The 21,702-nt window shown below is 73.2% G+C and carries 24 protein-coding genes; 10 read left to right on the forward strand and 14 right to left on the reverse strand.

Annotated features, from left to right (window positions below; genetic code table 11):
• Positions 1 to 73 precede the first annotated feature (73 nt).
• The 4 genes from FJK98_RS26430 to FJK98_RS26445 all read left to right on the forward strand — a co-directional run bounded on the left by FJK98_RS26430 (position 74) and on the right by FJK98_RS26445 (position 3,955).
• Positions 74 to 1,267 carry a sensor histidine kinase gene (locus tag FJK98_RS26430; RefSeq protein ID WP_145921383.1) on the forward strand — a complete coding sequence of 398 codons (1,194 nt, stop codon included), beginning with the start codon at positions 74 to 76 and terminating at the stop codon, positions 1,265 to 1,267.
• Positions 1,257 to 2,468 carry a hypothetical protein gene (locus FJK98_RS26435; RefSeq protein ID WP_194821537.1) on the forward strand — a complete coding sequence of 404 codons (1,212 nt, stop codon included), beginning with the start codon at positions 1,257 to 1,259 and terminating at the stop codon, positions 2,466 to 2,468. The genes FJK98_RS26430 and FJK98_RS26435 overlap by 11 nt, the downstream gene beginning before the upstream one ends.
• Positions 2,438 to 3,154: a response regulator transcription factor gene (locus tag FJK98_RS26440; RefSeq protein ID WP_145921384.1), complete on the forward strand. Its 717-nt coding sequence runs from the start codon at positions 2,438 to 2,440 to the stop codon at positions 3,152 to 3,154. Before FJK98_RS26435 ends, FJK98_RS26440 begins: the two co-directional genes overlap by 31 nt.
• 75 nt (positions 3,155 to 3,229) lie before the next feature.
• Positions 3,230 to 3,955, forward strand: coding sequence for a hypothetical protein (locus tag FJK98_RS26445; RefSeq protein ID WP_145921385.1), 726 nt, complete (start codon positions 3,230 to 3,232; stop codon positions 3,953 to 3,955).
• Between the two features lie 606 nt (positions 3,956 to 4,561).
• Here FJK98_RS26445 and FJK98_RS26450 read toward each other — a convergent pair.
• The 9 genes from FJK98_RS26450 to FJK98_RS26490 form a co-directional block, all read right to left on the reverse strand.
• A complete protein-coding gene (locus FJK98_RS26450; RefSeq protein WP_145921386.1) occupies positions 4,562 to 5,311 on the reverse strand; it encodes a 1-acyl-sn-glycerol-3-phosphate acyltransferase in 750 nt (249 codons plus the stop codon).
• Positions 5,312 to 5,385: 74 nt separating this feature from the next.
• Entirely contained in the window at positions 5,386 to 7,446 is a 2,061-nt protein-coding gene (locus tag FJK98_RS26455) for a glycogen debranching N-terminal domain-containing protein (RefSeq protein WP_145921387.1), read from the reverse strand.
• Complete coding sequence (locus tag FJK98_RS26460) at positions 7,446 to 7,817, reverse strand: SCP2 sterol-binding domain-containing protein (protein ID WP_145921388.1); 372 nt, start codon at positions 7,815 to 7,817, stop codon at positions 7,446 to 7,448. The genes FJK98_RS26455 and FJK98_RS26460 overlap by 1 nt, the downstream gene beginning before the upstream one ends.
• Positions 7,818 to 7,977: 160 nt before the next feature.
• Positions 7,978 to 8,394, reverse strand: a complete 417-nt coding sequence (locus FJK98_RS26465; protein ID WP_145921389.1) for a CBS domain-containing protein — start codon at positions 8,392 to 8,394, stop codon at positions 7,978 to 7,980.
• Positions 8,395 to 8,458: 64 nt separating this feature from the next.
• A complete protein-coding gene (locus tag FJK98_RS26470; protein WP_145921390.1) occupies positions 8,459 to 9,484 on the reverse strand; it encodes an aspartate-semialdehyde dehydrogenase in 1,026 nt (341 codons plus the stop codon).
• 248 nt (positions 9,485 to 9,732) lie between these two features.
• A complete protein-coding gene (locus FJK98_RS26475; protein WP_145921391.1) occupies positions 9,733 to 11,079 on the reverse strand; it encodes a pitrilysin family protein in 1,347 nt (448 codons plus the stop codon).
• Positions 11,076 to 12,368: a pitrilysin family protein gene (locus FJK98_RS26480; RefSeq protein WP_145921392.1), complete on the reverse strand. Its 1,293-nt coding sequence runs from the start codon at positions 12,366 to 12,368 to the stop codon at positions 11,076 to 11,078. Before FJK98_RS26480 ends, FJK98_RS26475 begins: the two co-directional genes overlap by 4 nt.
• Positions 12,369 to 12,546: 178 nt before the next feature.
• On the reverse strand, positions 12,547 to 12,765 hold the full coding sequence (locus FJK98_RS26485; RefSeq protein WP_145921393.1) for a hypothetical protein: 219 nt from the start codon (positions 12,763 to 12,765) through the stop codon (positions 12,547 to 12,549).
• An 86-nt stretch (positions 12,766 to 12,851) separates the two neighbouring features.
• The gene (locus FJK98_RS26490; protein WP_145921394.1) at positions 12,852 to 14,006 is read right to left on the reverse strand and encodes an alkaline phosphatase PhoX; all 1,155 of its coding nucleotides are present in this window, start codon (positions 14,004 to 14,006) and stop codon (positions 12,852 to 12,854) included.
• Between the two features lie 314 nt (positions 14,007 to 14,320).
• On the opposite strand from FJK98_RS26490, the gene FJK98_RS26495 reads away from it, so the two are divergent.
• The 3 genes from FJK98_RS26495 to FJK98_RS26505 are packed head-to-tail and all read left to right on the forward strand — an operon-like array spanning position 14,321 to position 15,942.
• Entirely contained in the window at positions 14,321 to 15,424 is a 1,104-nt protein-coding gene (locus tag FJK98_RS26495; protein WP_145921395.1) for a 3-deoxy-7-phosphoheptulonate synthase, read from the forward strand.
• A 37-nt stretch (positions 15,425 to 15,461) separates the two neighbouring features.
• Positions 15,462 to 15,704: an NAD-glutamate dehydrogenase gene (locus FJK98_RS26500; protein WP_145921396.1), complete on the forward strand. Its 243-nt coding sequence runs from the start codon at positions 15,462 to 15,464 to the stop codon at positions 15,702 to 15,704.
• A gap of 28 nt (positions 15,705 to 15,732) precedes the next feature.
• The gene (locus FJK98_RS26505) at positions 15,733 to 15,942 is read left to right on the forward strand and encodes a hypothetical protein (protein WP_145921397.1); all 210 of its coding nucleotides are present in this window, start codon (positions 15,733 to 15,735) and stop codon (positions 15,940 to 15,942) included.
• 63 nt (positions 15,943 to 16,005) lie between these two features.
• On the opposite strand, the gene FJK98_RS26510 is transcribed toward FJK98_RS26505, so the two are convergent.
• The 3 genes from FJK98_RS26510 to FJK98_RS26520 form a co-directional block, all read right to left on the reverse strand.
• Entirely contained in the window at positions 16,006 to 16,548 is a 543-nt protein-coding gene (locus FJK98_RS26510; RefSeq protein ID WP_088642719.1) for a DUF1360 domain-containing protein, read from the reverse strand.
• 69 nt (positions 16,549 to 16,617) lie between these two features.
• Positions 16,618 to 16,935, reverse strand: a complete 318-nt coding sequence (locus FJK98_RS26515) for a hypothetical protein (protein WP_145921398.1) — start codon at positions 16,933 to 16,935, stop codon at positions 16,618 to 16,620.
• A complete protein-coding gene (locus tag FJK98_RS26520) occupies positions 16,935 to 17,255 on the reverse strand; it encodes a DUF6158 family protein (protein ID WP_145921399.1) in 321 nt (106 codons plus the stop codon). The genes FJK98_RS26515 and FJK98_RS26520 overlap by 1 nt, the downstream gene beginning before the upstream one ends.
• Before the next feature lie 143 nt (positions 17,256 to 17,398).
• Between FJK98_RS26520 and FJK98_RS26525 the strand changes: the two genes are divergently transcribed.
• Both FJK98_RS26525 and FJK98_RS26530 read left to right on the forward strand, forming a co-directional pair.
• On the forward strand, positions 17,399 to 17,818 hold the full coding sequence (locus tag FJK98_RS26525) for a hypothetical protein (protein ID WP_145921400.1): 420 nt from the start codon (positions 17,399 to 17,401) through the stop codon (positions 17,816 to 17,818).
• 24 nt (positions 17,819 to 17,842) lie between these two features.
• Entirely contained in the window at positions 17,843 to 18,172 is a 330-nt protein-coding gene (locus tag FJK98_RS26530) for a DUF3817 domain-containing protein (protein ID WP_145921401.1), read from the forward strand.
• 26 nt (positions 18,173 to 18,198) lie between these two features.
• Here FJK98_RS26530 and FJK98_RS26535 read toward each other — a convergent pair whose 3' ends face one another.
• Positions 18,199 to 18,714, reverse strand: coding sequence for a DUF6232 family protein (locus FJK98_RS26535; RefSeq protein ID WP_145921402.1), 516 nt, complete (start codon positions 18,712 to 18,714; stop codon positions 18,199 to 18,201).
• 482 nt (positions 18,715 to 19,196) lie between these two features.
• On the opposite strand from FJK98_RS26535, the gene FJK98_RS26540 reads away from it, so the two are divergent.
• On the forward strand, positions 19,197 to 20,180 hold the full coding sequence (locus FJK98_RS26540; protein ID WP_145921403.1) for a C40 family peptidase: 984 nt from the start codon (positions 19,197 to 19,199) through the stop codon (positions 20,178 to 20,180).
• Positions 20,181 to 20,276: 96 nt separating this feature from the next.
• Here the strand turns inward: FJK98_RS26540 and FJK98_RS26545 are convergent, their stop codons facing one another.
• Complete coding sequence (locus FJK98_RS26545) at positions 20,277 to 21,266, reverse strand: RNA polymerase sigma factor RpoD/SigA (RefSeq protein WP_194821544.1); 990 nt, start codon at positions 21,264 to 21,266, stop codon at positions 20,277 to 20,279.
• Positions 21,267 to 21,702 lie beyond the last annotated feature (436 nt).

A 21,702-nucleotide genomic window follows, 5' to 3' on the forward strand; every position in this document is an offset into this window, starting at 1 on the left:
TGCTATTCTCCGGCTTCGATGCACCGCCGAGCAGACCCGGACGGGTCACCGCCCGAAGGACGCCCTCCCCCCGATGTCGGCCCTACCCGCTCCGACCTCGTCACCGTCGTTACTGGAGCGGCCGGCCGGTGGCGCGCTCCAACTCATCTTCACCACCCTGCCGGCGCTGCTGCGGCTGACCTGCGGGCTGTTCGGTGCGGTGACCGCGCTCGCGGTGCGTACCCCACCGGTGCGGGTGCCGCTGCTGCTGGCTGCCGTGGCCGCGCTCACCGGCTGGTCACTGTGGTACGCGGCGCGGGCCCTGCGGGTCGGCATCGGCCCGGGACTCGTCGCCGGGGACGTCACGTTCACCGTCGCGGCGAGCCTGCTGGCCCCGCTGCTGGTCGCCCCGGAGGTGCTGCCCGGCGAGGGTAGCTGGCTCGCCGTGTTGGCCAGCACCACCGTGATCAACGCGCAGGCCACCGCGCCGGCCCGCTGGTCGGTGCCGGCGGGCCTGCTGGTCACCGCCGGCTACGCGGCCGGCACCTCGGCCGCCGGCAACACCGTCGAGGCCGGTGCGCACGCGGCGACCCTGCTCATGCAGACGGCCTGCGCGGCGATGATGGCGGCGGTGATGCGTCGCTGGATCGGCCGGGCCGACACCGCCTTCGCCGACTTCCAGCGCCTGCGCCGGGACGTGGTGCTGGCCCGGACGGCCCGCGAGGTGGAACGGCGGCAGAACCGGGACCTGCACGACACCGTCCTGGCCACGCTCACCATGGTCGGGCTGGGCGCCCTGCCGGCCGGCTCGGCGGCGTTACGTGACCGGGCCGCCGCCGACCTGCGTACCCTGGTCCGCCTCGCGCACGCCCGGTCCGCCCCGGCGGGCGAACCGGGCGACGCCGGCCCGGGCGACGTCGACGCCGGCCTGCGCGCGCTGCTCGCCACCCACCCGCAGTTACGGGTGACGGCCACGCTGCCGCCCTGCGCGGCACCGGCGGGGGTGACCGCCGCCCTGGTCGACGCCACCGCCGCCGCCCTGGCCAACGTGGCCCGGCACGCGCCGGACGCCGCCGTGACCGTCCGGCTGGGCCGCGACCACGGCGGCATCGGGGTCGAGGTGGTCGACGACGGTCCCGGTTTCGACCCGGCCACCGTCCCCCTGCACCGGTACGGGGTACGCGAGTCGATCCGGGGCAGGATGGCCGAGGTCGGTGGCCGGGCGGTGGTGACTTCCGCCCCTGGCGTGGGCACCCGGATCAGGCTGGAGTGGCCGCATGTCGACTGAGCTGAGCGCGACCGCGCCGGCCCGCGTACCCCCGCCGACAGTGCGGCCGACGGGCCCGGCGGGGTCCGACGCCGTGGCGGTGCCCGACAGCCCTGCGGTGGACGTGGGCCGGGCCTCGGACCGGGGGGCCCGGATCGCGGCGGTGGCCATCGCCCTGGTGTGGCACTTCGCGATCGGGCTGCCGGCGCTGCTCGGCGCCTGGCCCACGCTGGCCGCCCCCACGGTGGTCGCGGCGGGCTGGCTGGCCGCCTGCGCCATCGGCGGGTACGCCGCGCACCGGTTGCTGCACGGCCTGCTGCCACCGGCGCTGCCGCTGGCGGCGGCCCTGCTGACGGTCGACGCGGCGGTCTTCGCGGCGGCCGGCCGGGAGCAGCTCTTCGCCGCCGCGAACTGGGCGTGGACGGGGCTGGCCTGGTTCCTCGTGGTGGTGCTGTGGGGTCGCCGGATCCGCTGGATGATCGTCCTGCTGGCCGGGCACGCGGTGATCGCGCTCGCCGCGCTGGTCGGTGACGGGGCGACCGCCCCCGCCGACCTGACCCGCTACGCGATGTACGTCTACGGCACCTCGTCGCTGCCGGTGGCGGTCTTCACCGGTGCGGCGGTGATCGCCACCCTCGCCCGGGAACGCGCCGACACCGCCACCGCGACCCTCGCCGTCCGCGCCGAACGGGACGCCGCCGAACGGGCCTGGGCGGACCGGCGGGCCCGGCTCGCGCTGGTCGGCGGGGCCGCCGAGCAGGTGCTGGCGGAACTGGCCGACGGTCGCGCCGACCCGGGCGACCCGTTCGTGCAACGGCGGTGCGTGCTCGCCGCGACCCGGCTGCGTCGCCTGATCGCCGAGTCCGACGACGTGCCGGACCCGCTGCTGCACGAGTTGCGGGCCGCAGCCGACCTGGCCGAACGCAACGGGCTGCCGATCGAGCTGATCGCCATCGGCACGCCACCGCCCCTGCCGGTGGAGGTCCGTCGACGGCTGGCCGACCCGCTGGCCGCCGCCCTGGCCGATGCCACCGGTTGGGCCCGGCTGACCGTGGTGGCCGGCCCCGACGAGGTGGCGGTCAGTCTGGTCACCCCGGACGGACAGGGCCCGGGGGCGGCCGATCCGCCGACCACCCGGGCCGGCGACGACGACCAGGTGGAACACGTACATGAGCGGGACGGGGAGATCAGGTGGACGCAGACCCGATGGCGCAGGCCATGAGCGGGGAGCGCCCGGTCGGTGTGTCGATCGTCGACGACCATCCGGTGGTGATCGACGGTGTGCGGGCCTGGCTGTCCACCGAGCCCCGGCTGCGGGTGCTCGCCACCGGCGACGACCCGGATCTGGTGCTGCGGACCGCCCCGGAGGCCGACGTGATCCTGCTGGATCTGCGGCTGCGCGGGCGGATGGTGCTGGACAAGCTGGCCGAGCTGAGCGCCGACGGCCGGCGGGTGGTGGTCTACTCCGAGCACACCGACCCGGCGACCATGCTCGCCGCGCTCGACGCCGGGGCGACCGCGTTCCTGGCCAAGCACGAGGGGCGGGAACACTGCGTGGCCACGGTGCTGGCCGCCGCCAGCGACCGCCCCTACGTGCCGCCGGCCCTGGCCGGGGCGATGGTGGGCGATCCGCGCCCGGACCGTCCGGCCCTGTCGGACAAGGAGCGGGAAGCGCTGCTGCTGTGGTTCCAGTCGATGTCGAAGGCGTCGGTGGCCCGCCGGATGCAGATCAGCGAGCACACCGTCAAACAATATGTGGACCGGGCCCGGATCAAGTACACCCGGGCGGGTAGACCGGCCGCCACGAAGGCGGCGTTACTGGCCCGGGCGATCGAGGACGGTCTCATCCGGCCGGAGGAGATCGGCATCTACCGGTCACAGGCGTCGTACGACCGGCCGACCCCCTAACGGGTGTCATGACAGCCCGTCACGACTCGGCGAGGCTGGACGCCAGAAGACCACTGCGCGGGGGAGGTCGTGACGATGCGCGAGAACATGTCCCCGTTCTTCATCGCACCGCACCGGTTCGATGCGCCGGAGGACGATTCCGCTCCCGTGCTCGACCGGCGTTACGAACTCGTCCCGGAACCCGGCGAACGGGTGCTCGGCCGGTACCCGACGTCGGTGGCCGGCTGCCTGATCAGCCCGACCGGCGCCCGGCGGCACTGGGTGCTCCCCGCCCCCGCCTCGATCACCGTCACCGACCGCCGACTCGCCTACGTCTGCCTCGCCGGTGACCTGGCCCTGGTCGCCGGGAAGATCGACGCGACGGGGGTCCGGCACCGCCGCAATGTCCGGCTGCCGCGCCTGGTCAGCGGGCAGGTCCGCTGGCAGTGGCCGTCCCGGTTGGAGCTGCGTACCACCGGCCGGCCCACCGCACAGGGCACCGCCGAGGCGGAACTGCTGGTGGTCTGCGACGCGCTGCGGACGATCCAGCAGCCGGCCCTGGCGCTGGGCGGCGCGGTGGGCCCGGTGACCGAGCTGGCCCGGCTGATCCGCCGGACGGTGGCCTGCTTCCGGGTCACCCACCCCGAACTGGTGGAACTGGCACCGCCGGAGCGGGACGTGCTCATCCGCCGGGCGACCGCCCCGCCGCTGACCGGTGAGGCGCGGGTGACCCTGCCGGGGTCGCTGCCGGTGGAGTTCCTCTCCCGCGACGACTACTACCGGGTCCCCGAGCGCGCCGGTCAGGACGCGGTCGGCAGCTGACCCCACCCTGACCGACCTGGGCTGAGCTGACCTGGGCTGATCTGGCCCGGGTGTGGTCTGGCCCGGGTGTGGTCTGGCCCGGGTGTGGTCTGTCTGGGCCTCGTCTGGCCCATCTGCCTGGTCTGGCCGGACGGCCGGTAGGTATACCTCTCAGCGCCCTTTCGACCTGATGACGTTGACGAATCGCCGACGGTGGTCGCCCCCCGGGTACCGGACCGGTGGGCGGCGGTTGCATCGCAGGTCGTCAGTGGTGGGGGCGTAATCGGCTTCACCACAGAGGCCGAGCCACCGCGTCGACCGACCCGACCGAGCCAGACCAGCCAGCCGCGTGGACCAACCCGGCCGAGTCAGACCAGCCGGCCGCGTCGACCAACCCGGCCGGATCGGGACCAGCCGGCCACGCCGATCGGGTCGGCCGGTCGGACCGGATACGTCTGACTCGCTGACGTCGTCAGCTCGAAAGGACGCGAACCCACCACCCTCTCCCCCGACCTTCCGGCCTCCGTCCACCCGAAAAGTCCGCACCGCCCCCGCCCCCGCCCCCGGCAGCGGCAGCGGCAGCGGCAGCGGCAGCGAATAGGAGTCACGAGGGAAGGGGACCGGCGGTCAGGATGCGGTGGAGCGGCGGGGGCGGCGGTCCAGTTCGGCGGCCTCCTGGGGGGTGGGCGCGGTGCCGCCCAGGTGCGCCGGCTGCCACCAGGAGTCGTCCGGGCCGGCCGGCTTGTCGGGGTACTCCTGCTGGGCCCGGTCGACCAGCGCGGTCAGCCGGGTCTTCAGCTCCGCCGTCATCGTGTTGGCGTCCGGGTACGCGCCCGGGTCCATCGGCTCGCCCAGCAGGATGGTGATCGGGGTGTGCCGCCGGGTCAGCGTCTTCGGCCGACCCTTGGTCCAGAGCCGCTGGGTCCCCCACAGCGCCACCGGCACCAGCGGCACCTCCGCTGCCTGCGCCATCCGGGCCGCCCCGCTCTTCAACTCCTTCACCGTGAACGAGCGACTGATCGTCGCCTCGGGGAAGACGCCCACCACCTCGCCGCGCCGCAACGCGTCCACCGCCGTGTTGTACGAGCCGACCCCCGCCGCGCGGTTCACCGGGATGTGCTTCATGCCGCGCATCAGCGGGCCGGACACCTTGTGCGCGAAGACGTCGTGCTTGGCCATGAACCGCACCAGCCGCCGGGACGCGTGCGCCCCGTACCCGCAGAAGATGAAATCGAGGTAGCTCACGTGGTTGCTGGCCAGCACCGCCCCGCCGGTACGCGGGACGTGCTGGTTGCCGTCCACGGTCAGGCGCAGGTCGAGGACCCGGAACAGCGTCTTGGCAGCGGCAATCACGGGCGGGTACACGAGTTCCGGCATCCGGTTACTTTACCCCGCGTAGGTTACGGAACCGTAGGGCGGAGCCGACGCACCGTGGCGTGTGCCGCCGCCGCTCACTCGGCCAGTTTGTGCCGGTCGAACCGGCCCCGGGCGAAGGCGTCCACCCGTCCCCAGCGACCCGGGATGTCCAGCACCTCGATCCGGCCCATCCCCACCGGCAGCACCGGCTCCACCGCCAGGTGCCCCTCGTGCGGCTCCAGCCCGAGCATGGTGCGCAACAGCAGCAGCGGGGCCCCCGTCGACCAGGCCTGCGGGCTGCACGCCGTCGGGTACTCGACCGGGAACTTGGTCTGCTCCCGGGGGTAACCGCCGAACGCCTCGGGCAGCCGCCCGTCGAAGTAGGTGGCCGCGTCGAGAATGCCGTTGGCGATGATGGCGGCCTCCTCGGCGAAGCCGTACCGCCGCAGGCCCCAGGCGATGAAGGAGTTGTCGAACGGCCAGATCGTGCCGTTGTGGTAGCCGATCGGGTTGTACCGCACCTCCCCCTCGGCGAGGGTCCGCACGCCCCACCCGGTGAACAGCCGGGGCCCGACCATGTGCCGGGCGATCTTCTCGGCCCGGTCGTGGTCGACGATCCCGCTCCACAGCAGGTGCCCGATGTTGGAGCTGAGCACGTCGCACTGCCGGCCGTCCGGGTCCAGGGCCAGCGCGTAGAACTCCCCGTCGGCCACCCACCAGTCCCGGTTGAAGCGCTCCTTCAGGGCCGCGGCCTCCTGCTCCAGCCGGTCGGCGAAGGCCGGGTCACCCCAGAACTCCCGGGCCATCCGGGCCGCCCGCAGCTTGGCGTCGTAGGCGTACCCCTGCACCTCGCAGGTGGCCCGGGGGAACGGCGGCAGGCTGCCGTCGGCGTACGAGATGGAGTCCCAGGAGTCCTTCCAGCACTGGTTCTCCAGGCCGGTCTCGGTGTTGCGCCGCTCGTACCAGATGTAGCCGTTGCCGGCCAGGTCGGCGTACTCGTCGATCCACTTCAGCGCCGCCCGGCACTCCCGTTCCAACTCCTTGACCAGGGCGACGTCACCGCTCCACCGCTCGTACTCGTCGAGCAGGACCACGAACAGCGGGGTGGCGTCCACCGAACCGTAGTACGGCGAGTGCGGCTGCTCCTCGAAGGCGGCCGTCTCGCCGTAGCGCATCTCGTGCAGGATGCGGCCCGGGTCCTCGTCGCGGAAGTCGTCGAACCGGCTGCCCTGAAGCGACGCCAGGATGCGCAGCGTGGTCTTGGACAGCTCGGGGGCGAACGGCAACACCTGGAGGCAGGTCAGGATGCTGTCCCGGCCGAACATGGTCATGAACCAGGGCAGGCCGGCGGCGGGCAGGGTCTGGCCGCCCAGCGACAGCGGCGCGAACCGCAGCGCCGCCAGGTCGATCAGGCTGCGCCGGTAGGTGGCGGCCACCCGGTCGTGCTCGCTGTTGACCTTGGGGGCCTTGGCGATCCACTCCTGGAGGTCGTGCTGGAGGGCGAGCCGTTCGTGGCCGTGTACCGTCACCCCGAGCCGCAGGTCACGCCCCCCGGGGCCGACCGCGAAGGTCTGCACGTCGATCTCGGCGTCCCACTGCTCGTTGGGCTCCAGGTGCACCGAGTACGCGAACCCGTTGCGGTCGTAGCAGGCCGGCCGGGACGACGAGATGACCGTCTCCCGCACGAAGTTGCCCCGCCGGTAGCCCAGCCGCAGCCGGTCGGATTCGACCTCGGCGTACAACTCGCCCTTCTTGTTGAGGATCTCGTCCTTGACCTGGAAGAGGTCGGCGAAGTCGGCCCCGGCGTCCATCCGGATCTCCAGGTCGACCGCCTTCTCGTCGTGGTTCAGGATGGTCAGCTTCTCGCGGAAGCTGCCGCCGACAGCCCGTTCCCGGATGATCGACAGCTTGGCGTCGACGTAGTGGGTGGCCATCCCGGGCACCAGGAAGAACCGTGCCTCGTAGTACTGGAGGTCGTCGTAGGACAGCGCGTTGAGCCGTTCCCCGTTGATGGTCAGCACCCAGCGGGACAGGAACCGCATGTCCAGGGAGAACAGGCCGGTCGGCTCGGTCGGCGTCGCCTCGATGTCACCGGTCTCCTCCGAGACGACGAACGTGTTGCCGTCCAGGATCCGGATCGTGTTGCTCTGTCCCATCACCGCACCTCCCGATGGTGGAGCCGGCGCGGCCCCTGCGCGTCCGGGGAACCGGGGAAGATCCGTTCGATCTGCACCACCAGCCGGGCGTCACCGGTGACCGTCATGTCGCCGCGCAGCACCGCCGCCAGGCCGTTCTCCCGCCCGGCGGCCATCTCCTCGAACAGCTCCGGCGTGGTGCCGATGACCGTGTCGGCCTCCCGGTCCTCCTGGCTGACCGTGAGCTTCCCCCGGTCCACCCGGAGCAGCCAGTGGGTGGTCTGCGCCCCCTCGTGCAGATCGAAGCGCAGTGTCCCGGCCGCCTTGTTCAGCAGCGGCTCGTGATCCCGCCGGTTCAGGCTCTCGAAGAACCTCGTGGTCGCGTCCACCATCGGGCCCTCTCCCCCGTCGTCGCATCGACCTGCCGGTACCCGCACGGGGTCCCCGCACCGCCCGGTGTCAACCTCGCCCGGATCGGGTGAGCACGACCGGCGCACACGACGACGCCGGCCCCCGGGAGGTCCCGGAGGCCGGCGTCGGACGGGGCGGACGTCAGTTGTTGGGGTCGTCGGCGCTGATGTCGGCGAGCACCGACTGGGGTTCCCGTTCCACCGCGAGGTCACCCATCGACACCAGGCCCACCAGCCGGCCGTCGTCGACCACCGGCAGGCGGCGTACGGCGTAGGTGCGCATCAGGTCCGCGGCGGCGACCGCGTCGTCGTACTGGCTGACCGTGATCACGTCCCGGCTGGTGATCTCCCGTAGCCGGGTGCGGTTCGGGTCGAGATCCTCGGCCACCCCCCGGACGGTGATGTCCCGGTCCGTCACGATCCCCACCACGTCGTCACCATTGGTCACCACCACGTCGCCGATGGCGCTGTCCCGCATCTCCTGCGCGGCGGCGGCGAGGGTGTCGTTGCCGTCCATCGTCACCAACCGGGTCGTCATGAACTCTCCGACCGTTGTCATGGTGCTCCCCTCTCGGTGTCGGCACGGCGGTCTACCCGCCGGCCCCGAGCAGGTAACACGCCCCTCAGCGCAGCTCGGCGGCGACCAGCTCGGCGAGCTGCACGGCGTTCAGCGCGGCACCCTTACGCAGGTTGTCGTTGGCGCAGAACAGCGCGAGGCCGTGCTCGACGGTCTCGTCGGCGCGCAGCCGGCCGACGTACGTCGGGTCCTGGCCGGCCGCCTGCAACGGCGTCGGGACGTCCGACAGTGCCACCCCCGGCGCACCGTCGAGCAGTTCCCGGGCCCGCTGCGGGGTGATCGGCCGGGCGAACCGGGCGTTGATCTGCAACGAGTGGCCGGTGAACACGGGCACCCGGACGCAGGTGCCGGAAACCTTCAGCTCGGGGATCTCCAGGATCTTGCGGCTCTCGTTGCGCAGCTTCTGCTCCTCGTCGGTCTCGAACGAACCGTCGTCGACGATCGAACCGGCCAGCGGGAGCACGTTGAAGGCGATCGGCCGGGCGAACGAGCGCGGCGCGGGGAACTCGACGGCCGACCCGTCGTGGGTCAGCGCGGTGGCCCCCTCGACGACCTTGCGGACCTGCTCGTCCAGCTCGGCGACACCGGCCAGGCCGGCCCCGGAGACCGCCTGGTAGGTGGCGACGACCAGGCTGACCAGGCCGGCCTCGTCGTGCAGCGGGCGCAGCACCGGCATCGCGGCCATCGTGGTGCAGTTCGGGTTGGCGACGATGCCCTTCGGCCGGTCGGCGAGCGCGTGCGGGTTGACCTCGGCGACGACCAGCGGCACCTGCGGGTCGGTGCGGAACGCCGACGAGTTGTCGATCACCACCGCGCCGGTCGCGGCGACCCGGGGGGCCAGTTCCCTCGCGGTGCCCTTGCCGGCGGAGAACAGCACGATGTCCAGCCCGGAGTAGTCGGCCGTGGCCGCGTCCTCCACGGTGACCTCGCCGTCCCGCCAGGGCAGGGTGCGCCCGGCCGACCGGGCCGAGGCGAACAACCGCACCTGCTCCGCCGGGAACTCGCGTTCCGCCAGCACCTGCCGCATGACCCCACCGACCTGGCCGGTGGCTCCCACAATGCCGATCCTCATGCCCGCGAGGCTACCCAGCCGCAGGCCCACACCGGGAAGCCTTTCCCACCGCCCGGGTCGCCGCCCGCCCGGCCGGTCACCGCCCACGCCGCTCGCCGTGCCGGAAACCACCCGACGGTACGCCCCGAAGCCCCGGAAGATCGGCCGTGGCCGGGCCGTCCGGCCGCAGCATCCGCACCGCCGGCCCGGCCCGGCGCCCCCGGGGCGGCGCGACCGGAATCACACCGCCCCGGTCGCGCCGACGCCGGTCAGCCGACGTGGTCGGTCACCTCGCCGAGCCCGGAGGCGACCAGCTCGTCCCGGATCGCCGCCGCGTCGCCCTCGATGACCAGGGTCAGCGCCTCCGGGTGCAGGTGGGTGGCAGCGGCTGCCGAAACCTGCGCCACGTCGGCGGCGAGCAGCGCTTCCCGCAGTCGGGCGTGGTAGTCGTCGGGCAGGTCGTGCACGACCAGGGTGGTCAACGCGGAGGCGATCGCCCGGGGGCTCTGCAACTCGACCGAGAGCTGCCCGGCCCGCCAGGACCGGGCCACCGCCAGCTCGTCCTCGGTCACCCCGCCGGCCCGGGTACGGCTGATCTCCCCGACCGCCTCGACCAGGGCCGGCGCGGTCACCGCCGTCTGCACCCCGGAGCTGACCGCGAACCGGCCGAACCGGCGGGACGAGGCGAAGTCGCCCCGGATGCCGTACGTGTAGCCGCGTACCTCGCGGATCAGGTGGTTGAGCCGGGAGGTGAACGCCCCGCCCAGCACGGTGCCGGCGAGCGTCATCGGCACGTGGTCGGGGTGGGCGCGGTGCGGCGCGGGGTGGCCCAGCCGCAGCGTGGACTGCACCGAGCCGGGCCGGTCCACCAGGATGATCCGCCGGCCGGCGGGCAGCGGCACGTCGATCGGGCCGCCCAGTTCGGCGGGGCCGCCGCCGGTGCCGGCGAACGCCGCCGCGCCCAGCGCGTCGAGGTCGAGGCGGTCCAGGTCACCGGCGACGATCAGGGTGCCGGGGCGCAGGAACCACTCGGAGTGGAAGACGGTGACGTCCTCCACGTCCAGCCCGGCCACCGAGCCGGGGTCGCCGTAGAGCGGGCGGCCCCACCGGTTGTCCGCGCCGAACAGGTCGGCGCGGAGCACCGCGTCGGCCCGGGGGCCGGGGTTGGCCCAGTCCATCCGCAGCGCGGTCGCCTCGTCGTCGCGGACCCGGCGCACGTCGTCGGGGTCGAGCCGGGGCGTCCGCACCGCCTCGGCGAGCAGCTCCACCGCCGCGCCGAGCCGGTCAACCGGCACCTGGACGCTGACCTGGAAGCTGTCCCAGTCCAGCCCGGTGGCGAGTTCGGTGCCGAGGCCCTCGACGGCCAGCGCGAACCCGGTGGCGTCCCGCTGCGCGGTGCCCTCCTCCAGCGCCTTGGCCAGCACCGCGCCGAGGCCCTCCTTGCCGACCGGTTCCCGGCCGGCACCCGCGTCGAGCAGCAGCAGCGCGACGGCGAGGGTCTGGCCGGGCAGGTGCGCGGCGACGACCCGGCCACCGGCGACGTCCCGCCGGACCACCGTCGGGAACCGGTACGGGCGGGCGGTGCCCGGACCCGGCCGGGTGGTGATCAGTGTCATCGGGTCTCCTCCGGCAGGTAGGTCAGGGTCACCCGGTCGGCCGGGGTGAGCACGTCGGCGGCCAGCTCGGCGATCTGCCCGGCGGTCACCGACAGCCAGCCGGGCAGCCGGTCGGCGGTCCTCGCCGGGTCGCCGAACTGGGTGGCGTACCTGCCGAGCGCGTCGGCCCGGCCGTCCACCGTGGACATCTGCCGCCACCAGGCGGTGCTGAGCAGCGCCTTGGCCCGGTCCAGCTCGGTGGCGGTGACCGGCACGGTGGCGAGTTCGTCGACCACCTCGGCGACCCCGGCGGCGAGCTGTTCGGCGCTCACCCCGGGGCGGGCGGTGGCGGTGGCGATCACCGGTGCCGGGGCGTGCGCCAGGTCCACCCCGTACGCCCCGACCAGGTCCGGTTGGGCGAGCCGTTCGCCGTCGGCGAGCCGCTGGTAGAGCCGGCTGCCCCGGCCGCTGCCGAGCACGGTGGCGGCCACCGTGGCCACGTCGTAGCCGGTGCTGCCGAACGGGTGGGTGCGGTGCGCGACGTAGACCCGGGCGGCCGGCACGTCGGCGGTGACCGTCTCGACGGCGGGTCGGCCGGTGCCGGCGACGGTGTGCCCGTCCGGCGCGGCGGGGATGTCACCGCGCGCCGGGATCGCCCCGAAGTACCGCTGCGCCAGCGTGAACACCTCGGCGGCGGGGGCGTCGCCGACCACGGTCAGCACGGCGTTGTCGGGCGCGTAGTAGGTCTGGTGGAACGCCTGGAAGGTGGCCAGGTCGGCGGCGTTCAGGTCGGCCATCGACCCGATCGTCGCGTGGTGGTAGGGGTGCCCCGGCGGGTAGAGCAGCGGGAGCAGCCGCAGCCAGGCGTCGCCGTACGGGACGTTCTCGTAGCGTTGCCGCCGCTCGTTCTTGACCACGTCCCGCTGGTTGTCCAGGGTCTCCTGGGTGAGCGCGGGGACCAGGCCGCCCATCCGGTCGGCCTCCAGCCACAGGGCCAGTTCCAGGTGTTCGGCCGGGACGGTCTCGAAGTAGTTGGTCCGGTCCGGGTTGGTGGTGGCGTTGAGCGAGCCACCGGCGCCCTGGATCAGTTTCATGTGTTCGGTCTTGGCGACGTTGACCGAGCCCTCGAACATCAGGTGCTCGAAGAGGTGGGCGAAGCCGGTCTGTCCCGTCGGCTCGTGCCGGGAGCCCACGTCGTACCAGAGGTTGACCGCGACCGCCGGGGCGGTGCGGTCCTCGCTCACCACCACGCGCAGGCCGTTGTCCAGTCGGGTCGTCTCGATGGGCCAGGGGTAACCGCTGTCGGGCATGACCCGACGCTATCCGATCTCCGGGGCGGGATGGCGCCGTGTCGTCACCCGACCGTCCCTCACCCCGGCCGCCCCACCCCTGATCAACTCGATGGTGCCGATGATGCGGTATCAGCCAGGCGTCGACACCGCATCATCGGCGACCTTGAGTCGATCAAGGCGGGCGGGTCGTCGAGGCTCAGTCGGGGGGTTCGATCGGGGGGACTGTCTCGGCGGAGGTGCGGTGCTCCAGCACCGTGCCGGGGGCGGCCTGCGGATCGGCCGTCCGGAGATCCGACTCGGCGAGGATCGCCTCGGCCTGGGCCTGCGGGTCGTCGCTGCCCACCGCTGCCTCCTCGGGCAGCAGGTGGGCCCGCGACTCCACCCGTTCCTGGTCGCTCTGCTCGTGGGTTTTCATGCCCATCCCGTTACCCAGTCGGCGTCTCCGCCACGCCGGTCCCCCGGGCTTGCCGGGGAGTCGACGCCGGGGCGGGCGGCCGGGCGTCAGCGGAACGGGCCGCGCACCTCGTAGGTGATCCCACCGGCGGAGATCCCGGCCGTGCCGCGCTGGGAGGAGAAGTAGAGCCGGCTGCCGTCCGGGGAGAACGCCGGGCCGGTGATCTCCGACGAGGACTGCCCGGTGATCCGCAGGAACGGCGTCACCACCCCGGTCGGGGTGATCAGGTTGATCTCCATGTTGCCGCCGTCCTCGGCGACGTAGAGGTCACCGGAGCGGGTGCCGGTGATGTTGTCCACCCCGGTCAGCGGGGCCGTCCCGCCGGTCACCAGCGAGTCGTCGTACGCCAGGTCGATGCGCTGGCCGACCGCGTCGTACGCCCAGACCCGGTTGTCGCCCTTGGTGGTGAACCAGCAGGTGCCGTCGGCGTACCAGCAGCCCTCGCCGCCGGTGAACCGCTTCGCCCCGGCGACCTGGTTACGGGTCGCCGTCGGCGAGCCGTCCGGGTCGGGCACCCGGGCCCAGCTCACCGCGCCGCTGGTGGCGGTGCCGGCGACCAGCACCTCCAGGGTGCCGGCGGACAGGTCGCCCCAGACGGTGGGGCGGAACCGGTAGAAGCAGCCGTCGGTCTCGTCCTCGGTCAGGTAGATCACCTGGCGGGTCGGGTCGGCCGCCGCCGCCTCGTGCTTGAACCGGCCCAGCGCCGGGCGCTGCACCGCGGCGGTGCCGCCCTGCGGGTAGGTCTCGTAGACGAAGCCCCGGCTGATCTCCTCGCAGGACAGCCAGGTGCCCCACGGCGTCGCGCCACCGGCGCAGTTCTGGTTGGTCCCGGACAGGATGCGGTACGCCGAGGTGACCGTGCCGTCGGCGGCGAACCGCACCGCCGACGCGCCGCCGCTGGGGGTGATCTCGGAGTTGGAGACGTAGATCCAGCCGGTGCCGGCGGCGAAGCAGGACCCGCCGTCGGGTGCGGCGTGCCAGGTGTACGAGGTGCCGGGCACCGTCTGCCGGGAGCGGGCGACCACCCGGCTGGTGAAGCCGGCGGGGAGCTGGATACCGTTGCCGTCGGCGCTGCCGGGCGGCCCGTAGGGACCGGTGCCGGGTTGGGCCGGTGCGGCCGACGCGGCACCGGACCAGAGGCTGCCGGCGAAGGCGGCGGCCCCACCGGCGACGGTGGCGCGCAGGACGGTTCGACGGTCCATCGGAAACCTCCGGGGATGCGAGCGGTGCCGCCGAAGTTACCGACGGTGGCAGTGACGGAGGTGAACGTCAGGCGAGGGTTGGCCGACGGGCGGATGAGTCCTTGCCTCCGCCTCGGGTACGCTTGCCGGCGTGACACGTACGTATCCATGGTTTAGGCAGCCGGCTGCGGAGCCGGTGACCTCACCATGAGCTGACGTCACCGCGTTTCGAGCCGGCCGGGCAGGAGCCTTCGAGCTTCCTGCCCTTCTGTTTACGAGCAGCCGGCTCGACCCGGGCACCGGCCCCGGGCACGGTCGGCGGAAGGATTCCCACCGTGACGACCCCGGACAACGGGCCCACCCCGGACAACGGCGCGGTCATCGACCAACGGATCGACCGTGTCGTGCCGCTGACCACCCCCGCCCTGCTCCTGCACGAGCTGCCCCTGGACCCGCCGCTGGCCTCGGCCGTGCTGGCCGGCCGGCGCGACGTCGGCCGGGTGCTCGACCGCGCCGACGACCGCCTGCTGGTGGTGGTCGGCCCGTGCTCGGTGCACGACCCGGCGGCGGCGCTGGAGTACGCGCACCTGCTGCGCGAGGCCGCCGACCGGCACGCCGACGACCTGCTGGTGGTGATGCGGGTCTACTTCGAGAAGCCGCGTTCCACGGTCGGCTGGAAGGGCCTGATCAACGATCCGGCGCTGGACGGTTCCGGCGACGTGAACACCGGCCTGCGCACCGCGCGGGCGCTGCTGCGCGACGTGATCCGGTTGGGGCTCCCGGTGGGCTGCGAGTTCCTCGACCCGATCACCCCGCAGTACATCGCCGACACCGTGGCCTGGGGCGCGATCGGCGCCCGGACGGTGGAGAGCCAGGTGCACCGGCAGCTCGCCTCCGGCCTGTCCATGCCGATCGGCATGAAGAACCGCCCGGACGGCAGCATCGGCACCGCGGTGGACGCGATCCGGGCCGCCGAGGTGCCGCACGTCTTCCCCGGCATCGACGTCTCCGGCACCCCGGCGATCATGCACACCCGGGGCAACGCCGACGGGCACCTGGTGCTGCGCGGCGGCGGGGGCCGGCCCAACTACGACGCCGCCTCGGTGGCCGGGGCGCTGGACCTGCTCCGGGCGGCCGGGCTGCCGGAGCGGCTGGTGGTCGACGCCAGCCACGCCAACAGCGGCAAGGACCACCGCAACCAGCCGAAGGTGGCCGCCGACGTGGCCGCCCAGCTCGCCGCCGGGCAGCGCGGGATCGTCGGCATCATGCTGGAGAGTTTCCTGCTGGAGGGCCGGCAGGACCTGGACCCGACCCGGGAGCTGACCTACGGCCGGTCGGTCACCGACGCCTGCATCGGCTGGGACACCACGGCCGAGGTGCTGGAGCAGCTCGCCGTCGCGGTGCGGGCCCGCCGGGCCACCCTGCCCACCCCGGCCTGACGGGTTTGACCGTTTCGACCCCGGGTAGCAGGGCGGGGTGACCGACGACGTAGCCGCGCCCGACGACCTGCCCGGGACCGCCCAGCCGGACCTCCGGCAGCTCGACGAGCTGCTGGACGAGATCTACCACGGCCAGGAACGGCTCAGCCAGGCCGACATCTACCGCTCGGCGGTCAGCGCGGACCTGCCGGCGGAGCTGCTCACCCGGGTCGCCGCCCTCCCCGAGGGGGAGTACGCGGTGGACGAGGTGGCCGACCTGCTGGGCGGGTCGGCGGGCTGACCGGCGACGCCGGCGAGAGGAGATCGAGATGTCCGACCAGACCGAACGCCACGAACGGATGCCCGCCCTCGGCCAACCCCCCGAGGGGCGGGACACCCTGCCCGAACCGGACTTCGCCAACGAGCACGACAGGACCGCGGTCGACCGCGACGTGATCACCGGCGCGGACGCCGACGAGCGGGAGCCGGAGGCGCCGCGCGGCTGGGCGGGCGAGGACCACGGCACCACCCCCACCTGAGCGGGCGTCGACGGATGACGGAAAGGGGCCGGCGGACACGATCCGCCGGCCCCTTCCGCCTGGTCACCGTTCGTCGTGCCGCCCGCCCTCGGCGGCCTGCTGCGCCACCGCGTACCCCATCTGGAGGAAGTCGGACGCGGCGACGGCGGTCAGCGCGGTCGCCACCAGCCGGGTCAGCCGGGGGGCCAGCACCAGGCCGCCGGTGAGCCCGGTGGCCACCCAGACGGCCAGGCAGAACGGGCAGCTGAGCAGCTCACCGATCGCGTGCCGGGTGGAGCTGCCCTGGTCCCGGACCTGTTCCATCACCTCGCCGCTGCCGATCGGACGGTCGTAGCGGGTGAACGGGGCCCGCAGCGGGCTGGTCACCGCGTCCTTGGACAGCAGCCGGCTCAGCTTGTGGGTGGCGACGGCGAGCAGCACCACGTCACCCGGGGAGGGCCGTTCGGGCACCGGCCGGCCGGTGGCCTTCACCAGCGCCGCGATGGAGGCGGTCACCCCGGCGTACGTGCCCATCGCCGCCAGGTAGCCGCCCAGCGGCCGGTGCTCGTGCGGCGCGTACGCCTGGCGCAGCCGCGCCACCTTCTGCTTCAGACCACCGTCGGTCACCGGGTCTCCTCGTTCGTCGTCGCACCGTCGGGTGCGGCGCAGCGGTCTCGTCGGGGTGGGCGGGTGGGGTCAACCTGCGGTCAGGTTCTCGGCGACCTCACGTTCGAGGTTGACGAGCGATTCGTCGGCGAGCCCGGCGTCCGCGCCGGCGGGCAGGTCCAGCCGGACCCGGGCCCCGCCGGAGTCGGCCGGGGCGACCCGCAGTTCGGCCGCGCCGTCCGGGCCGTCCCAGCGGGCCCGCAACTCGTCGTCGGAGCGGCTGCTCGGGGCCGGGCCGTCGGCCCGCAGCGCCCCGGGCAGCCAGGCGTCGATCCGTTCGGGGTCGGTGGCGGTACTGAACACCACCTCCGGCGGCGCGGACATGCCACGCTCGGCGTGCGTGCCCATCAGGCGTCCCGGAGCCGGTGCGGGTCCACCTCGCGGCCGGGGTGCCGGGCCAGGTACTCGGTCTCCAGTTCGGCGGTGCGGCGCAGGTGGTTGGCGAGCGCCGAGTCGGCGGCGTGCCGCAGCGTGTCGAGCCGGGTGCGGTGCAGGCTCTGCAACTCGCGGATCAGGTCGTCGTCGTCGAGGTCTGCCGGGTCCACCCCGAGCAGCTCGCCGTCGGTCTCGGTGACCACGGTGGCGGTCCGGTGGACGTGGTCGCCGTCCCACTCCGGCATCCGCTGCTCGGCGCTGGCGTCGCCGGAGCGGTGTACTGATTCGGTCATGTCGCCCCCTCGGGTTCGACTGGGCTGGCTGTCTAGACGGTTGCCCAGCCGCGCTGGCACCAAACCAGCGCTCCACCGACCGGCGGCGCGGCGACTACGACATCGTGTCGGAGTCGCCGGGCGCTCCCGGTACCCTCGACGGCATGAAGCGGCTCTGGACACCGGCGTGGATCGTCCGCCACGTGGCCCTGGTCGTCCTGGTCACGGGATTCCTGGCGCTGGGTTGGTGGCAGATCAGCCGGGCCGCTTCCGGTAACACCCTGAGCTGGGCGTACGCGGTGGAGTGGCCGATCTTCGCCGGTTTCGTGGTCTTCGTCTGGTGGCGGGAGGTCCGGCACGCGCTGCGCGCCCCCGCCGCAGCGCCCCCACCGGCCGGGGCGGCCCCGGCCGAGCCGGCCGCCCCCGGGCCGGGCACCCCGGCGGTACGACGTCCGGTGCGGGTCGCCCGGGTGCCGGCGACACCTGTCGACGGCGCGGACGACGCCGACCTGGCCGCGTACAACCGCTACCTGACCTGGTTGAATGCCAATCCGGGCGCGAGGCCCGGCGACTATCCCGGCTGAGGCCGGTCGGAAGGACGGACGACGGTGGGCGGAGCCCTTACCCGGTACCGCGTGATCGCCTGGATCGTGGGCGTGGCGCTGGCCGTGCTGGTGCTGATCGGCATGCCACTGAAGTACGTGTTCGACGAGCCGATCGTGGTGGCCGTCGTCGGCACCGCGCACGGCTGGCTCTACCTGCTCTACCTGGCCGCCACCTTCGACCTGGGCCGGCGGGTGGACTGGCCGCTCAAGCGGATGCTGCTGGTGATGCTCGCCGGCACGGTGCCGTTCGTGTCGTTCGTCGCGGAGCGCAAGGTGACCCGCGAGCTGGCGGCTACCGCGCCGACCCGTACCCCGGAGCCGGTCGGTCGCTGACGGCCGGGGCTGGCGCGCGGCCGGGCTCAGCGCTCCGGTCGCCAGTAGGCGGCGGTGGGTGACGGGTCGTCGGCGTCGGGGTAGCGGTGCTGCTCGCGGGCCTGGTGCAGGGCGTCGACCACCTGCTCGAACTGCTCCCGGTCGTCGCTGCTGAACAGCAGCAGCTCGGTGCCGTGGCAGTGGCCGTGCAGCTCGTGGGCCGGTGGCCGCCAGCGGTCGCCGAGCAGCACCAGCAGCACGGGCAGCAGGCACACCAGGCCCAGCGCCAGGTACGCCTCGGCGGTGAGCCGTTCCAGCCCTCCGGTGAAGCCGAGCAGGACGCCGACGCTGCCCGCCCCGACGGCGGCGCAGGTGACGACCCGGGCGGCGAGCCGGTCGTGCGGCCCACGGCCGGTACGCAGGTGGGTGAGGTCGGCGACGGCGTAGCTGCTGCGGCCGGCGGTGAACCGTTCGGTGGTCACCACGATGCCGGGCCGGGCGTAGAGCAGGGTGGTCGGTCGGGACCAGTGTGGCGGTCGGGTGCTGGCGCGGTCTGCCTGCACGGCGTCCTCCCGGGGGCCGACGGAACCGGTCGCCCACCGCCACGCCACCTGCGTACGGCGGGATTCCCGGCCGGGGCTCCATTCTGGTGCCGACCCGCCCGGGCCGCTCTCCGATTTCCGACACATCCGGCGAGCGCGACGTCCCAGCATCGCCGGCATCTGACCACCATTCCGGTTTTATCCGGCTAATACCGCGCGATCCCTGCCGGTATCCGCCTGGAACGACGAATCAGACCTTCCTCGCCTACCGCGCGGAACCCGGTCGCCGGCCGTCCGCCCCGCATCATGGGTGCCACCTGCCACAACGACCCGCCGGAGCGCTCGGCCAACATTCGCCGCTGCTTTGTCTGCGCGTCACTCCCGCCACAGGTTAGGTTGATCGGGCCGGCTCGGTACACGGCCGTCCATCCGGACGGGCCCGGGCCGGTGTCGCCGGGGGCTCAGCATCCTCCGGTGACCGGTGGGAGAGGAGTCTTCCGCTCTTGTCGTCCTTACGGATGCTGCTGCGCACCCTGGCGGTCGCCGGCCTGTCGGCCGCGTTGATCGCCCCGTCGGCGCCGGTCCGGGCCGAGCCCTCGGTCGCCGACCTCACCGCCCGGATCGAGCGCTCCTCGGCCGAGCTGGAACGGATCGTCGAGTCGTACAACAAGCTCAACGAGGAGATCAAGACGAACCAGACCACCGCGGCCGGCCTGCACGCCAGGATCGGCCCGCTGGAGGTCCAGGCCGCCCAGAGCCGGGCGGCGGTGGGCGAGATCGCGGCCACCGCGTACAAGACCGGTGGGCTACGGACGGCCGAGGCGATCCTCGACCCGGCCGGCGGCTCGCTGGTCGACCGGCTGGGCACCCTCGACCAGCTCACCCGGCACCGGCAACAGCAGATCGACGGGTACACCGCCGACCAGCGGGCGCTGCTGGACCAGAAGACCAAGCTCGACGCCACGCTCGCCAGGCAGGCCGCCCAGTCCCGGGCGCTGACCAAGACGAAGAAGCGGATCGAGCAGGATCTGGCGGAGCTCTACGAGATGCGGCGGGCGGCGTACGGTCGGGCGACCGAGGCGCCGGTGAAGAAGCCGAAGAGTGCCGCACCACCCGACACCCCCGACGCGCCGGCCGTCTCCGGCAGCGCCGGGGCCGCCGTCCGGTACGCCTACGGCGCGATCGGCAAGCCGTACGTCTGGGGGGCCGAGGGGCCCGGCGGCTACGACTGCTCCGGCCTGACGCTCGCCGCCTGGCGGTCCGCCGGCAAGCGGCTGCCGCACAACGCGGCGATGCAGTGGAACGCCACCTCCCGGGTCAGCCGTAGCGAGCTGCGCCCCGGCGACCTGGTCTTCTATTCGGGGCTGGGACACGTCGCGCTCTACGTCGGCGGCGGTCAGGTGATCGACGCGCCGAGCGCCGGGCGCAACGTGCTCAAGCGGAAGATGAACATGATGAGCATCGCCGGCTACGGCCGGGTCCGCTGACCGCAACGACAACGGCGAACGGCCGGCGTCCCCCTATCGGACGCCGGCCGTTCGCCGTCATTACTACCAGCTCAGGCCGCCTGCGGGACCACCAGCTCAGGCCGCCTGGAGGCCCTCCGCGCGGGCCAGCTCACGCAGCCGGCCGAGCGCCTGGATCTCCAGCTGCCGGATCCGCTCCCGGGACAGCGAGAACCGGGACGCGACCTCGGTCAGCGAGTGCTCCCGCCCGTCCTCCAGGCCGTACCGGGCCCGCATGATGCCGGCGGACCGGTCGTCGAGGTGGTTGAGCAGGCCCTCGATGCGCTGCCGCTCCAGCCCGGTGAGGACGATGTCCTCCGGGGACGGGGCGTCGCTGTCGGCGACCAGGTCACCGAGGTTGGTGTCGCCGTCGTCGCCGACCGGGGTGTCCAGCGACACCGTGTCCTGCGACCAGCGGACCAGCTCGTTGACCCGCTCGACGGTGACGCCGAGGGCGGCGGCGATCTGTTCCGGCTCCGGGTCGCCACCCAGCTCACGGGTGAGCTGCCGGGCCACGTTGCGCATCCGGTTGACGTCCTCGACCAGGTGCACGGGCAGCCGGACGGTGCGTTCCTGCTGCGCGATGGCCCGACTGATCGCCTGCCGGATCCACCAGGTGGCGTAGGTGGAGAACTTGTAGCCGCGCTCGTAGTCGAACTTCTCGACCGCGCGGACCAGACCGGTGTTGCCCTCCTGGATCAGGTCCAGCATGGGCATCCCGGAACGCACGTACCGGCGGGCGATCGACACGACCAGCCGCAGGTTGGCCCGGATGAAGAGATCCTTCGCCCGTTCCCCCTCGACGACCAGCCGCTCCAGGTCGTCCCGGTCGGCCCCGGCGGGGACGCGGTCCTCGCCGAGCAGGTGCTCGGCGTAGAGGCCGGCCTCGATCGCCTTGGAGAGATCGACCTCCTTGGCGGCGTCCAGCAGTGGCGTCCGGGAGATCTCGTGAAGGTAGACGCCGACCAGGTCACGCTCCTCGGCGACCTCGTCGGTTCGCATGCCGATGTTCTTGTCCACGGTGTCCACGGTCCCCTCGCTCGCGCCGGTTGCCCGGTTCCTTGCCATCCCCACGTCCATCAGCCCTCCCCCGTGCAACGCCCCTGCTGCCCGCCGGTGCTGACACCTGCACAACAGTCGAGACGGGTCGGGGATTCCATGTCGTGAGTCGAAAGTGTCACGAATGCCTGAGTACCAGCTGAAAGCCCGGTCCACGTTTGCTGTCAGCGGCCCCGGAGAGCCACCTGTCGGCCGCACGATCGCCGCTGGTCGGCACGGGTGTCGACGGGCGTACGCCGGGCCCCGCTTCATTGCGGTGCCCCGGGTAAACCGCGACCCTCGTCACCGTCCGGCTGCGATCGGAGTCACTGCCAGATACGGGCCGGTGGACCGGTCGGTTCACCCGGCGGTCCTGGATTACCCCACGCCCGGAACAACAATCCGTGGCGTGGCCGACGTCCCCCCGACACGGTGTTCTGCGTCACCCCGCAGCACCCGACCGGTG

It is taken from the genome of Micromonospora sp. HM134 (assembly GCF_007833915.1).
In the GTDB taxonomy this organism is placed as follows: Bacteria; Actinomycetota; Actinomycetes; order Mycobacteriales; family Micromonosporaceae; genus Micromonospora; species Micromonospora wenchangensis.

Bases quoted from the DNA above. Each gene is read 5' to 3' on its own strand.
- FJK98_RS26485 (WP_145921393.1), bottom strand. From the start codon at position 12,765: ATGAAAACCCACGAGCAGAGCGACCAGGAACGGGTGGAGTCGCGGGCC.
- FJK98_RS26455 (WP_145921387.1), bottom strand. From the start codon at position 7,446: ATGGGACAGAGCAACACGATCCGGATCCTGGACGGCAACACGTTCGTC.
- FJK98_RS26505 (WP_145921397.1), top strand. From the start codon at position 15,733: ATGTCCGACCAGACCGAACGCCACGAACGGATGCCCGCCCTCGGCCAA.
- FJK98_RS26430 (WP_145921383.1), top strand. From the start codon at position 74: ATGTCGGCCCTACCCGCTCCGACCTCGTCACCGTCGTTACTGGAGCGG.
- FJK98_RS26445 (WP_145921385.1), top strand. From the start codon at position 3,230: ATGCGCGAGAACATGTCCCCGTTCTTCATCGCACCGCACCGGTTCGAT.
- FJK98_RS26475 (WP_145921391.1), bottom strand. From the start codon at position 11,079: ATGACACTGATCACCACCCGGCCGGGTCCGGGCACCGCCCGCCCGTAC.
- FJK98_RS26520 (WP_145921399.1), bottom strand. From the start codon at position 17,255: ATGACCGAATCAGTACACCGCTCCGGCGACGCCAGCGCCGAGCAGCGG.
- FJK98_RS26490 (WP_145921394.1), bottom strand. From the start codon at position 14,006: ATGGACCGTCGAACCGTCCTGCGCGCCACCGTCGCCGGTGGGGCCGCC.
- FJK98_RS26460 (WP_145921388.1), bottom strand. From the start codon at position 7,817: ATGGTGGACGCGACCACGAGGTTCTTCGAGAGCCTGAACCGGCGGGAT.
- FJK98_RS26480 (WP_145921392.1), bottom strand. From the start codon at position 12,368: ATGCCCGACAGCGGTTACCCCTGGCCCATCGAGACGACCCGACTGGAC.
- FJK98_RS26450 (WP_145921386.1), bottom strand. From the start codon at position 5,311: ATGCCGGAACTCGTGTACCCGCCCGTGATTGCCGCTGCCAAGACGCTG.
- FJK98_RS26470 (WP_145921390.1), bottom strand. From the start codon at position 9,484: ATGAGGATCGGCATTGTGGGAGCCACCGGCCAGGTCGGTGGGGTCATG.
- FJK98_RS26435 (WP_194821537.1), top strand. From the start codon at position 1,257: ATGTCGACTGAGCTGAGCGCGACCGCGCCGGCCCGCGTACCCCCGCCG.
- FJK98_RS26465 (WP_145921389.1), bottom strand. From the start codon at position 8,394: ATGACAACGGTCGGAGAGTTCATGACGACCCGGTTGGTGACGATGGAC.
- FJK98_RS26545 (WP_194821544.1), bottom strand. From the start codon at position 21,266: ATGGCAAGGAACCGGGCAACCGGCGCGAGCGAGGGGACCGTGGACACC.
- FJK98_RS26525 (WP_145921400.1), top strand. From the start codon at position 17,399: ATGAAGCGGCTCTGGACACCGGCGTGGATCGTCCGCCACGTGGCCCTG.
- FJK98_RS26515 (WP_145921398.1), bottom strand. From the start codon at position 16,935: ATGGGCACGCACGCCGAGCGTGGCATGTCCGCGCCGCCGGAGGTGGTG.